Origin of the sequence: Cytobacillus oceanisediminis (assembly GCF_022811925.1) — a bacterium.
Classification (GTDB): domain Bacteria; phylum Bacillota; class Bacilli; order Bacillales; family Cytobacillaceae; genus Cytobacillus; species Cytobacillus oceanisediminis_D.
Window position 1 is genome coordinate 1,509,970 of the sequence record NZ_CP065511.1, and the last position, 14,187, is coordinate 1,524,156.

The following is a 14,187-nucleotide window of genomic DNA, read 5'->3' on the forward strand; positions in this document are numbered from 1 at the left end:
TTACATAGCCCCCTTCTTGGAAGGACTGTTCGCAGACATATTCACCGTCATGACAATATGAGTAGAATCGCTTTTTTTACAGCTTTCGAAAGCATCTTCCAGCGTTTTAAAAACAGCGTGTGCATCTCCATCTAATCTTGAAGCATAATGGACACCTTCAGTAAATGTTCCCTGATCCTTTGCGAGCTCGACTTGGTCCATAATGACGTTCATATATGCAGGAATCCCCATCGGATAAAGTGCGAACTGTACAGCGACTTCCTGGTTGATTCCTGCTGATTTTTCTTCATTCGCCCGTTCCTCATTTTCAGCAAGATAAGCATCGCCGGCAGTATCCCCAGGGCATCCATTTGAAAAAGTGCCATTAAATACTACATGGTCACCATGCTTAACAGCTTCAAGATAAATAGCTTTGACCACATCAAAAACATGAATGGACCTGCCTCTCACACAAGTGCTTACATCATCTGTTTCCATCCATACCTTGCTTGTATCCACTTCTTTTAGAGCAGATAAAATAACATCCACAAACCTGTCAGTCATTGGATAAATTGAAAACCTGCAACCTGTAATCTCACTTGTTCCGCATAAGAAATTTTCCTGCATTTTGCCATCCTCCTATTTTAAATAAAAATAAAAAACTGCATTCCCATAAGGAAATGCAGTTGAATGATATCAATACACTAGAAATGATAGCCGTTCACCTGCACTTCCCCACGCTGGTATTATCCAGATCGGGTGATAAGAGTCAGAACGGATTGTTCTTCTCAGCCATTAAAGCTCCCCTAGTGCAAAATAAGATATGCAGTTTTTATTGACTCCATCTTAATACGGAGCATACAAATTGTAAATGAATAATTTATAATTCTTTAAATCAAATGATCTATGAAAACAGATAAACGCCGTCACTAAGCAGATATGCTATGAAAATATTTTTACATTGTCCATGTCATGTTCTATTCCAATCCTTCCCTTCATAAAAGTGTAATAGGACAATTTTACACCGAGAATAGGGGGCAAATTGGATGATATACAGAATGCTTGCTTTAAATATTGACGGAACACTGCTCCAATCAAATGGAAGACTTCATAAATCAACAAAAGAAGCGATTGAATATGTGCAGCAAAAAGGAATTTATGTAACACTTGTCACATCCAGAAGTTTTCCATCTGCGAAAAAAGCGGCCAAAGCATTGAAAATCAATTCTTTGCTGGTCACACACAGGGGGGCTTATATTGCAGCTTCTCAGGAAAAGCCGATATATGTAAAAAGGATACAGGAAGATGAAACGTTTGAAATCGTGCGCCTGCTTGAAGGCTTTACCTGTCAAATCAGGCTGGTGCACGAAAAATATTCCCTTGCCAACAAAACCAAGCTAAATACCAATATGCTTGCTAAAACGGTTTTTACAACCGGGGATCCCATTTTTTACTCGCAGCAATTTGTGGATTCATTAAGTGACACCATTTTAGATGAGCCGGTCACACCGCCAAAAATCGAAGTGTATTTTGAAGATAAAGAAGACCTTGAGGATGCTAAGGCAGCCATTAGGGGCATGTTTGAAAATGTAGAAGTCATTAAGTTGAGTGATCTGCGAATGGATATCGTTCCTTCCGGAGTTTCAAAGCTAAATGGTTTGCTTTATTTATGTGAACATCTCGGAATTTCCCGAAACCAAATGGTCGTTATAGGCGACTCGGCAGATGACCTGGAAATGATTGAAGCCGCCGGTCTCGGTGTGGCTATGGGCAATGCCCCTGCAGAAGTAAAAAAAGCAGCCGACTGGCTGACCCGATCCAATGACCAGAACGGCGTAAGCTACATGGTTAAAGAACATTTCCGGAAGCAGCATCCAATCGATTTCCTGAAGAAAATGAATCTATTAAAATAAAATCAATGAAAGAGAGTTCGATTAGGTAATCGGCTCTTTTTTTGCTTTGTGAAATTGCCAAAGGAGAAAGAAAAAAGAACCATGAATAATATAAACAATCCATTAGGAATCATTCCCCTTATATTGACCTTGTTTCCCCATTTCTGTACACTAAAAGAAGTTTGTCAACATGAAAAATAGACACTTTGCAGCTGCCTTAAGAAAACAAAGACATCGGCAGATTTAATATATTTTCTAAAAAAGGTGATCGATTTGAATATTTCAATTTTAGGTATACAGGATGAACGGTTCCATCGGCCGCTCCGGCTGATCGGGAACCTCTTTTTTGAAGAATGTGCGGTGACGCTGGGTGAGAATGCTGCAGCTGATCTGACAATTAATTTTCAGCTTGAACATGGAAAACACATTAAAGCCATTGCAGAGCTTACTGATAAAGATGGCAAGAACCTTTCAGCCAATTTTGAGAAGGAATTCGTTCCGGCTGAGTCAGAAAAAGAGAATTTCAAACAAATAAAAAATGCAGTATCCCATGTATATCTGACTGTTTTGCAGGATTGGACAGGCATTATTCAAAAGTGGGGAATTCTGACTGGGGTACGTCCCACAAAATTGCTTCACCGTGCCATCCAGCATCAGACACCTCTCCATGAAGCCCATCAGCAGCTGAAGGAAGAGTATTTGATTACAGATGAAAAAATCCAGCTTATGCAGAATATCGTAGACAGGCAGCTTGCTGTCGTACCGGATCTTTATGACTTAAAAAATGAAGTCAGCATATATATTGGCATTCCATTCTGCCCGACAAAATGCGCATATTGCACTTTTCCTGCATATGCGATTAATGGCAGGCAGGGTTCTGTAAACTCATTCCTTGGCGGCCTGCATTACGAAATGCGCAAAATTGGCGAGTGGCTGAAAGAAAATGATGTAAAAATTACTACTGTCTATTATGGAGGAGGTACTCCGACAAGCATTACGGCGGAAGAGATGGATATGCTTTATGAAGAAATGTATGAATCTTTTCCAGAAGTAGAAAACATACGGGAGGTCACTGTGGAAGCCGGCCGTCCGGATACAATCACACCTGAAAAGCTTGAAGTGCTGAAAAAATGGAATATTGACCGCATCAGCATCAATCCTCAGTCCTATATTCAGGAGACCCTGAAAGCCATTGGCCGCCACCATACAGTGGAAGAAACCGTGGATAAATTCCATCTGGCTCGCAATATGGGAATGAATAACATCAATATGGATCTGATCATTGGGCTTCCTGGAGAAGGTGTGCCGGAATTTTCACATACTTTGGATGAAACTGAGAAATTAATGCCGGAATCCCTGACAGTTCATACTTTATCCTTTAAACGAGCTTCGGAAATGACGAAGAACAAGCAAAAATATAAAGTTGCCGAGCGGGAAGAAATTGAAAAAATGATGGACATGGCTGAGGATTGGACAAAAGAGCATAATTACCATCCTTATTATCTTTACCGTCAGAAAAATATTCTCGGCAATCTTGAAAATGTCGGCTATGCCCTTCCGAACCAGGAAAGCATCTATAACATCATGATAATGGAAGAACAGCAGACAATCATCGGGCTAGGATGCGGAGCTTCCAGTAAGTTCATTGATCCTCAGACAGGGAAAATCACTCATTTTGCAAACCCAAAGGATCCTAAATCGTATAATGACAGTTTTGAGCATTATGCAAACGAGAAGTTGAAAATATTAAAAGAACTTTTTAATAAACACGAATCCCTGGCCGAATAGGCGGGGATTTTTTTAGAGAAATATTTTAGAAAATTTAGAAAAATATTAAAGGATTTCCTGAAAATAAAGAGAATGAAATAGGTAATAAATCATAGAATTCTATAAATTCAAATGTAAGCGTTTTCTAAAAAGGGGGAATTGTAATGATGATGCAGACACCTTTGACTATGACGCAAATGATAAAGCGTGCAGAAAAGTATTTTCCAAGGAAGACAGTCGTTTCAAGAACAGCCGGCGGAATTCAGAGATTTACATATAAGGAGATTGCAGAACGGACCAGGAAGCTGGCAGAAAGCCTGCAAAAGCTAGGAGTGGAAAGAGGGGACAAGGTCGGGACACTTGCGTGGAACCATCATCGCCACCTGGAGGCTTATTTTGCCATTCCATGCAGCGGGGCCGTTCTCCATACGATTAATATTCGTCTGTCACCTCAGCATATTACTTATATAATTAACCATGCTGAAGATAAGGTGCTGCTGATCGATCTTGACATTGTACCACTAATTGAGAAGGTTAAGGATGAACTGAAGACGGTCAAGGCGTTCATTATTATGACTGATGAAGATGAATTGCCTGAGACTTCTCTTTCGCCGGTTTATCACTATGAAACGCTTATCAATGAAGCAAGCGGTGCATATGAATATCCTGATGATCTGGATGAAAATTCAGCAGCTGGAATGTGCTATACCTCAGCAACCACAGGCAACCCTAAAGGTGTCCTCTATTCCCACAGGGGCATTGTCCTTCACAGTATGGCGCTGGGAATGGCAGATAGTGCAGCGGTAAGCGAGAAAGATATCGCCCTTCCGGTAGTGCCGATGTTCCATGTAAATGCATGGGGGCTGCCTTTTGCTGCTGTCTGGTTTGGAACCACTCTCGTTTTACCGGGACCATATTTTACACCTAAGCTTCTTGCTGAGCTTATCCAATCAGAAAAAGTTACGATAACAGCCGGAGTCCCGACAATCTGGCTCGGACTATTAAAAGAACTTGATGAAAATAAATATGACATGAGTTCACTCCGATCGGTTCTGTGCGGAGGATCGGCGGCACCAAAAGGCATGATTAAAGCTTTCGAGCAAAAGCACAAAATTCCATTCATGCATGCTTACGGAATGACCGAAACAAGCCCTCTTGTTGTTATTTCGACTTTAAAAAGCTATCAGGAAGAGTTGTCAGCAGAAGAGAAGCTGGACATAAAAGCCAAACAGGGCATACTTGTACCCGGATTGGAAATGAAGATTGCCGGCAAGGATGGGGAAGCAGCATGGGACGGAAAGGAAATGGGGGAACTCGCCATTAGAGGACCATGGATTGCTTCTGAATATTACAAGGATGAGCGGACCAATGAGGCGTTCCGTGATGGCTGGCTCTACACGGGTGATGTCGTAACCATTGATGAAGAAGGATTTATGAAAATTGTTGACCGGACAAAAGATTTGATTAAGAGCGGAGGGGAGTGGATTTCTTCTGTTGATATTGAAAATGCCTTAATGGCTCATGAATCGGTATTTGAGGCAGCGGTTGTTGCTGTCCCGCACGAGCAATGGCAGGAACGGCCGGTGGCATGTGTTGTTCTGAAAGAGCCATTTAAAGGGCAGACAACTAAAGAAGAGCTTTATGAATTCCTGAAGCCGCAATTTGCAAAATGGTGGCTTCCGGATGAAATTCTTTTCTTTGAAGAAATACCAAAAACCTCTGTAGGAAAATTCCTCAAAATGGCATTAAGAGATCAGGTCCAAAAAGAATATACAGGTAATACCAAGTAAATATCGGCCAAGTGCAGCATCCTTCTGCGGATGCTGTTTTTTAGTGCAGGTTTTGGAACGTTAAAACTTACTTAATTTCTGCTATAGTTTGGATTTACAGCAAAAAACTTGAATAAGTGACAAAATTAAAAATTTTTAGACAAAACACTTTTTAAATATAATAATAATCTTTATAATAAAAGGAGCACAAAAAGGAGGGGAAGGATTTGGCAACAGATTTTGTAACTGATACTGTCAGCGTACAGCTTGATGGGCGAGTAGCCACAGTTGAGATGAACAGGCCGGAATCACTGAATGCATTGAATGTGGAAATGATTAAGGGGCTCTTGGCTGCTATGAAGGATATAAGCCAAATGGATGAGGTGGATATCGTTGTATTAAAAGGAAAGGGACGCGCATTTTCCTCAGGCGGGGATATTAAAACAATGCTATTGGAAACAAATGAAAGCGATTTCCCAGTTGTGATGGATTGCATCAACGAGCTGGTTGTAACTCTTTATAGCATGCCGAAGCTGACAATCAGTGCTGTAACAGGTGCAGCTGCTGGTTTGGGATTAAGCCTGGCATTGGCCACTGATTATATTTTGGCAGACAAGGGCAGCAAGCTTGCCATGAATTTTATTGGAATTGGATTAATTCCTGATGGAGGGTCGCACTTCTTCCTGCAGCAGCGCATTGGCGAGGATAAAGCTAAGCATTTAATCTGGGAAGGAAAAGTGCTGACTGCAGATGAGGCTTTACAAATGGGGCTGATTCACGAAATTGCCGGGGATGATTTAAGTACAGCTGTTGATGCGAAATTAAGCAAATGGCTTAACAGCCCGACTGAAGCAATGATTAAGACAAAGAAAATTCTTGCTGATAAAAACCGGCCGCTCCTGCTGAAAGTGCTTGAGCTCGAAAAGCTCGGACAGCATAAAATGAGGCAAACGGAAGATCACAAAGAAGGTATCCAGGCCTTTATTGAAAAAAGAAAGCCTGTGTTTAAGGGGAAATAAAGATTGAAAGAAGAAAAGCAAAGAGCTAAGCCCTTTGCTTTTTTACTATCTATGAAACAAAATCAGTTTGCCGGCCGGAGAAGTGCAGCGGTGCGTTTTTTCATCCAACCCTTTTTCCTTAAGGAGGTTTTCTCCCACACTCTTAGCTTCATTATCTGTAGCTGCCTGGAATGATTCATCCAATATCTTTTCCCCGTCCTGTTCAAATGCAGTTAGCTTATACGTTTTCATAATAAGATACTCCTTTATTATAAAATTCAGATAGTTACTATTATTCTTGCATAATTTTTATAAATGTGCAAAATATTTTTTAAAAGAAATGCCGTAAATTAAGATGCTAAATTTTTAAAAATAGTGAACCTTTTTTACGTTATGGCCGTATTACCAATTAGGCAAAGGAGGAGTTCGATATGGCTTTAGAGCTTGAACATGTAACAAAGCGGTTTGGCAAGTTTACGGCAGTTGATGATTTATCTCTATCTATTCCCGAAAGTGAGATGTTTGGGTTCCTGGGGGCGAATGGCGCCGGTAAAACGACTACCTTCCGAATGATACTGGGGCTATTGGATCCCAGCGGAGGAAAGATTACATGGAATGGAAATCCCATCGATTATTCAACTAGTCCGCTGATAGGCTACCTTCCCGAAGAAAGAGGCTTATATCCAAAGCTTAAGGTAAAGGATCAGGTGGTCTATTTAGCTAAGCTGAGGGGGATGGCAAAGCAGGACTGTTTAAAGGAATTAACATATTGGCTTGAGCGCTTTAAGGTTCCCGAATATGCGAATAAAAAAATTGAAGAGCTATCAAAAGGCAATCAGCAAAAAATCCAGTTTATTACTGCAGTTATACATAAGCCTAAGCTATTAATATTGGATGAACCTTTCAGCGGGCTGGATCCGGTTAATGTAGAACAGCTGAAGGATGCTGTGCTGGATTTGAAGGATAACGGCACAACGATTGTTTTTTCCTCCCATAGGATGGAACATGTAGAAGAACTTTGTGAGCATTTATGCATCATGCAAAAAGGACGGCCTGTTGTGCACGGGTCTCTAAAAGAAATTAAACGTTCCTTTGGAAGGAAGAATCTTGTTATCCATGCAGACTATGATTTAAGCTTTTTGGCGGATAGCAGGGGAGTGGTGAAAGCCAGACAGACAGCTGAGGGAATTCAGCTGCAGATTTCCGGAGAAGAAGCAGCTGAAGCCATTTTCAGGGAGGTTGCAGAAAAGGGATTTGTCCGTAAATTTGTACTGGAAGAGCCGTCCCTGAATGATATTTTTATAGAAAAGGCTGGTGCTTCCTATGAGTAACTTTATGACGATCCTTCTTCATACTTATTTAAGCAAGCTGAAAACCAAGTCATTTATTGCAACGACCATCATTACTGTGGTGATTGTTGCAGGGCTTGCCAACTTATCAAGTATTATTGATTATTTTAATAAGGATGATGAAGAAAGAATTGCAGTGATCGATGAGACAGGTGTGCTGTTAACTCCTCTTCAGGAACAAATGGATGCCCTAAATAACAAAATAACTTTAATTGCATACAAAGGGTCTGAGTCAGAAGGGGAAACTGCTGTTAAAGATGGAGATTATAAAGGGCTTTTACTGTTATCCTTTAGCACAGAAGAGCTCCCTGAAGCAGCCTATAAAGCCAGAAGCATAGCCGATTCAGCCATCCCATCCGAATTGCAGGGCGGACTGCAGCAGCTGAAAACACAGATGGCTGCCACTCAAATTAACCTTAGTCCAGAGCAATTAAGCAAGCTATATGAGCCGGTACCTTTTGATAAGACCGCTCTTGAAGAAAACGCTAAAACTGAAGAAGAATTGAATCAGGCAAGAGGGCTTGTTTATGTTCTATTATTCATCATATATTTTGCCGTCATCTTATACGCCAATATGATTGCCATGGAAGTAGCAACAGAAAAGTCTTCCCGTGTCATGGAAATCTTAATATCCAGTGTTTCTCCAATCAAGCAGATGTTCGCAAAAATATTGGGTATCGGGCTGCTTAGCCTTACACAGATGGCACTCATTCTATTAGTAGGCTATTTTTCAGTCAAACAAAATCTTGATTCGATGGAAGGCGGCTTTTTTGAATTTTTTGGCTTTGGAAACATTCCGGCTTCGACCATCGCTTATGCACTCATCTTTTTCATTCTGGGATATTTCCTTTATGCCACACTGGCTGCTTTTCTTGGTTCGCTGGTAAGCAGGATTGAAGATATCCAGCAGATGATTACTCCAATGACCATGATGGTTGTGGCAGGCTTTATGATTGCTATGTTTGGCTTAAGCCAGCCGGAAGCTTCTTTTATAACAATCACCTCTTATATTCCATTCTTCACTCCGATGCTCATGTTCATGAGAGTGGGGATGCTGTCACTGCCTGTATGGGAGCCAATTCTCGGGATCGTGATCCTGCTCGCTGCCATTATATTACTGGCTGTCTTTGGAGCAAGAGTCTACAGGGGCGGAGTATTGATGTATGGGAAGTCGAATTCCTTTAAAGATATCAAAAAAGCATTACAGCTTACTAAAAACGAATAATGCGAAAAAAAGCTCCGTCTTTGTGAGACGGAGCTTTTTTCAATGGGGTTTTCTTTAAGCAAATAATGCCTTTATGCCTTCGAAAGCGAAGTAAATCCCAAATCCAATTAGGGATAATCCTGAAAGAATCGAGATGATGATTATTCCTTTGGATGTCAGGAATCGGCGAAACCCTGTGGTCAGTCCAGCTACAAACAAATCCCAGAGCATGAGACCCAGAAAAATCATTGTACTGTATAAAAAGAGCTCTGTTTTTCCATAGGCTGCTGCTGTTTTTGCAAGAACTGATCCGTAGATGCCCAGCCAGAACAAAATGGAAAGAGGACTGGATATGGACATAATAAATCCGGAAAGAAAGCATTTAAACAATGAATCCCGGCTTCGCACATAGCTTATGGAAATTTTATTGGCATTTGCAATGCTCTCAATCCCTGTATATAAGAGTATAAATCCTCCAAAAAGCCACAGGAAGATCTGTACGATAGGGGTGTCCAAAAAATGGACAAGTCCAAGGTATACAACCAGCATATAAAAGGCATCAGCAAACATGGAGCCAACTCCAACAATCCACGCATGCCAAAATCCATTTTTTATCCCCTTTTCAAGCCTGACAGCATTTACCGGCCCGATTGGAGCTGCCAGGGATAGTCCGAGAAACACATAACTTAAATAAATTCCAATTCCCAATATACCACTCCGCCCTTTAAATTTTCCTTGAAGCTGCAAACCCGTCCTCAAGGAAAGAGTCCTTGTACATTTTTATGCACAAGCTTCCCAGTCTAAAACAAACTTCAGGAAAATTTTCAGACGGGAACATATAGCAATTTAATTCGAATAGGAACGTGCATTCGTTTTTTGGATGAGGTAAAATGAGAGAAAAGGAATGAAAGGAAGTTTACATGAAAAGGGTTACGTTTATTCATGCAGCTGATTTGCACCTGGATAGTCCAATGTCCGGCTTGAAGCATTTGCCCCCATCCATTTTTAAAAAGCTCCAGGAAAGTACTTTTGACGCATTTACGAAAATAATTGACTTAGCCATTTTCCATACTGTGGACTTTATCATTTTAGCCGGAGATTTATTTGACGGTGAAGACAGGAGCATAAGGGCACAAACACGTTTTCGGAAAGAGATGGAGCGGCTGGCTGAATGCGGGATTGCTGTTTATGCAGTTCATGGAAATCATGATCATATGGATGGGCGATGGGCCCAATTGCCAATGCCGGAAAATGTCCATATTTTTTCCCATGAAGTTGAAGTGGTAAAGCATATTGCTGAAAATGGTACATCCGTTCACCTTTATGGTTTCAGCTACCCTAAGAGACATGTGGCTGAACGGATGATCGATCAATTTAGCAGGGAAAATGGAGCTGACCTGCACATTGGAATCCTTCATGGCTCTTTTGAAGGCAGCAGTGATCATGTTCAATATGCCCCATTCCGAATAAATGATTTGCTTGAAAAGGACTTTGATTACTGGGCTCTCGGACATATACATAAACGGGAAATCATAATCTCCCAGCCACCCGTCATTTACCCTGGTAATATACAGGGAAGGAACCGGAAAGAAACTGGTCCCAAAGGTTACTATTTAGTTGAGCTGGATAGTTCTGGTGCAAAGACGGAGTTTCTCGAAGCTGCTCCTGTTATATGGGAGAATGCAGAAATAGATGCTTCAAAATCGGAAAGCTATCAGGAGATTTATGAGATTTGCTTAAGTTTGATTGAAGAAAAGCGCCAAAACAGGAAGGGGACTATCATAAATCTGACGCTCAAAAATGTAGGCTTGCCTGATCATGAATTAAGAAGCATAACGAATGGTGAGCTGCTCGAATCCTTACAGGAGGAAGAGGCAGAAGAGGAAGCATTTGTATGGATTTCCGGTCTCACGGTGATTGAAAAAAGAATGTGGAATAAAGAAAAGCTGGCACATGAATCGGATTTTTTCAATGAGCTTTTTAAAACTGCGGGTGATTTTGCAGAAGGAAATGAAAGTGCTCTGATCTTGTATGCACATCCCCTGGCAAGAAGATTTTTGGGCGAGCTCGATAAGGATGAAAAACGGAGAATCGCAGATGAAGCCGAAGCACTGCTTGTGGATCTTCTATACAAAGCTGAAGGACATTGAATGGAGGTGGACCTTTGAAAATTACAGATATACATATTTACGGATACGGAAAGCTTACTGACTTTATACTAACCGATATTCAATCTTTGCAGGTGATCTACGGAGAAAATGAGGCAGGCAAATCTACCATCATGTCTTTTATCCATAGTATTCTTTTTGGCTTTCCAGCAAAGATCCAATCGGAATTAAGGTATGAGCCCAAGGAAGGAGCAAAATATGGCGGCAGGCTTACCGCGATTTTTCCTGATAGAGGGAAGGCGGTCATAGAGCGTGTTAAAGGAAAAGCATCCGGAGATGTCAGTGTCTTGCTTGAGGATGGAACAAGGGGAGGGGAAGAGCTTTTAAACGATCTCCTTCACCACATTGATAAAGGGCTGTATCAATCTATTTTCTCCTTTAATATCCATGGGCTGCAAAATGTAAATCAAATGAAGGGTGAAGATTTGGGGAGGTATTTGTTTTCAGCAGGTTCACTGGGAACGGATCATCTGGTTTCTGCGGAAAATATACTTCAAAAGGAATTGGAAAGCCGCTTTAAGCCAAACGGAAAAAAGCCATCTCTGAATGTAAAGCTAAAAGAGATGAAGCAGCTGCATCAGGATTTGAAAAAAGCGGAGCAAAATAATGAGCAGTATTGGACATTGCTTCGTGAAAAAGAAAATCTTGAAAACGATTTAAACAGAATACATCAGAGACTGGACCAAGCTCAGCAGGAGCTTTTCCGTTTAAAAGAATGGCAGGACCTATCTCCATTAATAGCAGAGGAGCAAGAGCTGATCAAAGAAAGGGGAAAATTTACAGACATTTCTTTCCCGGCAAATGGGCTTGCTCTTTTGGAGAAGCTCGAAAGTATGATTAAGCCCCTGGAAGGGCGCAGAGCTAGTCTGGAATCCAGAATAATTATCCTTGAACAAGAGCTGCAGAATAATAAGCCGGATCATTTGCTCCTTAGCAATGAGCATCACATCAATGCAGCGGTTGAAGGGCTGCCGTTTTTGGAAAAGTTAAACCAAGAAGAAAAAGAATTATCAATTAAGCTGGAAAATATTATAGAAGAAATCTTAAATCTTCAGGAAAGACTTCATCTCCAAATTGACGAACAGCAGCTTGAACAAGTTGATACGAGTGTTTTTATGAAGGAAAAGGTTAATAATGCGCACATTCGCCGAAACCGTCTTCAAGCACTGAAACAGGAATTGGATGATCGATTTAACGATGAAAAGTCAGTGCTGGAGAACACGGAACGAAAAATTGGCGAATTGAAAGAACAGCTTCTTAAGGAAGAGGAACGTTCAGCCATTAAGGAAACATTAAGCTTCACTGCAGATAGGCGTAATATCGAAAAAGAACTGAAGGATACACAGGAGAGGCTTCAGTTCCTTCAGAGAGCAGAAAAAAAGGAGCAGGAAAAAAGACGGCAAAAAACATACCAGGAGAAAAGGCAGCTTTTGTTTTTGGGAGTTCTTTTTGCAGCTTTGTTCGGCTGGGGAATCTTTAGCCAATCATGGGTGATTGCAGGTGCAGGATTTATAGGCGCAGCCTTTTGTTTTGCCATGGCAAATAAAAAGGAGCCTAAGGGGCAAGACAGTTTTATTAAAAATGAGATAAAAGCTCTGAGTGAAAAAGAACGCTCACTGCTTGATAAATTAAAGCAGCCTGACATTCAGCATGCAGCCAGCCTGGAGACACAGCTGAAGAAAGACAGCGACCGGCAATATCAGCTTATCCAATTGCAGTTTCAGCTTGAACAGGCAAATGAAAAATACGAAAAGATCATTGCCTCTTTTGAAAAATGGGAGAATGAATGTGCCGAACTTGAGAATGAACTGCTGGAGCTGGGTAAACAGCTATTTCTCCCTCATGATATCTCCAAAACCTTTTTGAGTGAAGCTTTTAATCTGATTGAACAGCTAAAAGCCCTCTACAGGGAAAAGAAATACACTACTGAAAGAAAGGCATCAGCAGAAAAGGGAATCAATGAGAAGCTTCATACTTTTCATAAGCTAAAAGGTTTATTGAATAGCGAGCCGGGAAGTGTACAGGAAATCGGCTATCAATTGAAAAAAAGGCTAAAAGAAGAAACGGAAAAACATATTAAGCAGGGTGAAAGGGAAGCCGCACTTCATGAGTTAAAGCTAGAACACAGCACAGTGCAGGCCGAACTTAGCCACTTTCAAAAAGATTACGAGCATCTGCTTTCCCTTGCCGGAACCGATGCAGCCGAAGAGTACAGGGAAAAAGCTGCTGAAGCACAGAAATTAACAGAACTTGAAGAACAGATTAAACAGGTCCGCAAGCAAATTAATCTTAACTCTTTTTCACAGGAAGAAATCAATAAATATTCCAATGTGACAAATCCAGAAGCAGAGGTCCAAGCTGTCAGCGATGAAGCTGCTCTCCTCCAGGAAAGCATCCCTGGTTTACAGAGCAAACTTGCAGAGGTCAAATATGAAATTCAAATACTTGAAGAGGGCGGAACCTATGCGGAACTCCTTCATAGGTTCGCCTTGCTGAAATCTGAGTTTGAAGAAGAAGCAAGAGAGTGGGCAAAATATGCTACTGCCAAGGATATATTAGATAGAACGATAAACAGTTTTAAAAATGAGCGTTTGCCCAAAATGCTGGAAAAAGCAGAGCAATTTCTTTCTTTTTTAACCAATGGCGGCTATGTACGGATTTTTCCTAAAGAAGAAGGAAGCGGGTTTCTTATAGAAAGCAAGACAGGGGCAGTTTTTGAAGCAAAAGAACTGAGCCAGGCGACTGCGGAACAGATATACGTATCCTTTAGGCTGGCACTCACCATGACGATTTATGGAAAGTACCCCTTCCCCATTATTATAGATGACAGCTTCGTGAATTTTGATCATGTCCGAACTGAAAGAATGATTAACCTGTTAAAGAACCTAACAGGCAGGCAAATTTTATTTTTTACCTGTCATAAGCATCTTCTGACGCATTTTCAGGAAGAACAAATACAGTCCGTTGCAAAGGAAAAGCTGTCTGTGTAATTATAACAGGCAGCTTTTTTATAAGTGTTGTAAGCAAATCTTACAATAACACACAAGCATTTTAAAAAGTG

General features: G+C 41.0%; 11 protein-coding genes and 1 riboswitch. Of the genes, 8 read left to right on the forward strand and 3 right to left on the reverse strand.

Features of this window, described 5'->3' with window-relative positions; genetic code table 11:
• A complete protein-coding gene (locus tag IRB79_RS07880; RefSeq protein ID WP_243507920.1) occupies window positions 1-606 on the reverse strand; it encodes a YkoF family thiamine/hydroxymethylpyrimidine-binding protein in 606 nt (201 codons plus the stop codon).
• Between the two features lie 88 nt (window positions 607-694).
• Window positions 695-797, reverse strand: a riboswitch (TPP riboswitch).
• A gap of 228 nt (window positions 798-1,025) precedes the next feature.
• Here IRB79_RS07880 and IRB79_RS07885 point away from each other — a divergent pair.
• From IRB79_RS07885 to IRB79_RS07900, 4 genes are all read left to right on the forward strand, one after another.
• A complete protein-coding gene (locus IRB79_RS07885) occupies window positions 1,026-1,892 on the forward strand; it encodes a Cof-type HAD-IIB family hydrolase (RefSeq protein ID WP_243507922.1) in 867 nt (288 codons plus the stop codon).
• Between the two features lie 252 nt (window positions 1,893-2,144).
• On the forward strand, window positions 2,145-3,659 hold the full coding sequence (locus IRB79_RS07890; protein ID WP_243507935.1) for a coproporphyrinogen III oxidase: 1,515 nt from the start codon (window positions 2,145-2,147) through the stop codon (window positions 3,657-3,659).
• A gap of 146 nt (window positions 3,660-3,805) precedes the next feature.
• Window positions 3,806-5,428 carry a long-chain fatty acid--CoA ligase gene (locus IRB79_RS07895; RefSeq protein WP_243509309.1) on the forward strand — a complete coding sequence of 541 codons (1,623 nt, stop codon included), beginning with the start codon at window positions 3,806-3,808 and terminating at the stop codon, window positions 5,426-5,428.
• Window positions 5,429-5,634: 206 nt separating this feature from the next.
• On the forward strand, window positions 5,635-6,426 hold the full coding sequence (locus tag IRB79_RS07900) for an enoyl-CoA hydratase (protein WP_243507936.1): 792 nt from the start codon (window positions 5,635-5,637) through the stop codon (window positions 6,424-6,426).
• Window positions 6,427-6,471: 45 nt separating this feature from the next.
• On the opposite strand, the gene IRB79_RS07905 is transcribed toward IRB79_RS07900, so the two are convergent.
• Window positions 6,472-6,657, reverse strand: a complete 186-nt coding sequence (locus IRB79_RS07905) for a YhzD family protein (RefSeq protein WP_243507938.1) — start codon at window positions 6,655-6,657, stop codon at window positions 6,472-6,474.
• 179 nt (window positions 6,658-6,836) lie between these two features.
• Here IRB79_RS07905 and IRB79_RS07910 point away from each other — a divergent pair, with 179 nt between their 5' ends.
• Both IRB79_RS07910 and IRB79_RS07915 read left to right on the forward strand, forming a co-directional pair.
• Window positions 6,837-7,736, forward strand: coding sequence for an ABC transporter ATP-binding protein (locus IRB79_RS07910; protein ID WP_243507940.1), 900 nt, complete (start codon window positions 6,837-6,839; stop codon window positions 7,734-7,736).
• Complete coding sequence (locus IRB79_RS07915) at window positions 7,729-8,979, forward strand: ABC transporter permease (RefSeq protein WP_243507942.1); 1,251 nt, start codon at window positions 7,729-7,731, stop codon at window positions 8,977-8,979. The genes IRB79_RS07910 and IRB79_RS07915 overlap by 8 nt, the downstream gene beginning before the upstream one ends.
• Window positions 8,980-9,033: 54 nt before the next feature.
• Here the strand turns inward: IRB79_RS07915 and IRB79_RS07920 are convergent, their stop codons facing one another.
• Window positions 9,034-9,666 (reverse strand): LysE family transporter, encoded by a 633-nt coding sequence (locus tag IRB79_RS07920; RefSeq protein ID WP_243507944.1) that lies wholly within the window; start codon window positions 9,664-9,666, stop codon window positions 9,034-9,036.
• 212 nt (window positions 9,667-9,878) lie between these two features.
• Here IRB79_RS07920 and IRB79_RS07925 point away from each other — a divergent pair, with 212 nt between their 5' ends.
• A complete protein-coding gene (locus IRB79_RS07925) occupies window positions 9,879-11,108 on the forward strand; it encodes a metallophosphoesterase family protein (RefSeq protein ID WP_243507946.1) in 1,230 nt (409 codons plus the stop codon).
• A gap of 14 nt (window positions 11,109-11,122) precedes the next feature.
• Complete coding sequence (locus IRB79_RS07930) at window positions 11,123-14,116, forward strand: ATP-binding protein (protein WP_243507947.1); 2,994 nt, start codon at window positions 11,123-11,125, stop codon at window positions 14,114-14,116.
• The last annotated feature ends 71 nt before the right edge of the window (window positions 14,117-14,187 follow it).

What these genes read in the sequence shown, in the direction of transcription:
- IRB79_RS07880 (WP_243507920.1), bottom strand. Translation starts at nt 606, where the DNA reads ATGCAGGAAAATTTCTTATGCGGAACAAGTGAGATTACAGGTTGCAGG.
- IRB79_RS07885 (WP_243507922.1), top strand. Translation starts at nt 1,026, where the DNA reads ATGATATACAGAATGCTTGCTTTAAATATTGACGGAACACTGCTCCAA.
- IRB79_RS07895 (WP_243509309.1), top strand. Translation starts at nt 3,806, where the DNA reads ATGATGCAGACACCTTTGACTATGACGCAAATGATAAAGCGTGCAGAA.
- IRB79_RS07905 (WP_243507938.1), bottom strand. Translation starts at nt 6,657, where the DNA reads ATGAAAACGTATAAGCTAACTGCATTTGAACAGGACGGGGAAAAGATA.
- IRB79_RS07910 (WP_243507940.1), top strand. Translation starts at nt 6,837, where the DNA reads ATGGCTTTAGAGCTTGAACATGTAACAAAGCGGTTTGGCAAGTTTACG.
- IRB79_RS07915 (WP_243507942.1), top strand. Translation starts at nt 7,729, where the DNA reads ATGAGTAACTTTATGACGATCCTTCTTCATACTTATTTAAGCAAGCTG.
- IRB79_RS07925 (WP_243507946.1), top strand. Translation starts at nt 9,879, where the DNA reads ATGAAAAGGGTTACGTTTATTCATGCAGCTGATTTGCACCTGGATAGT.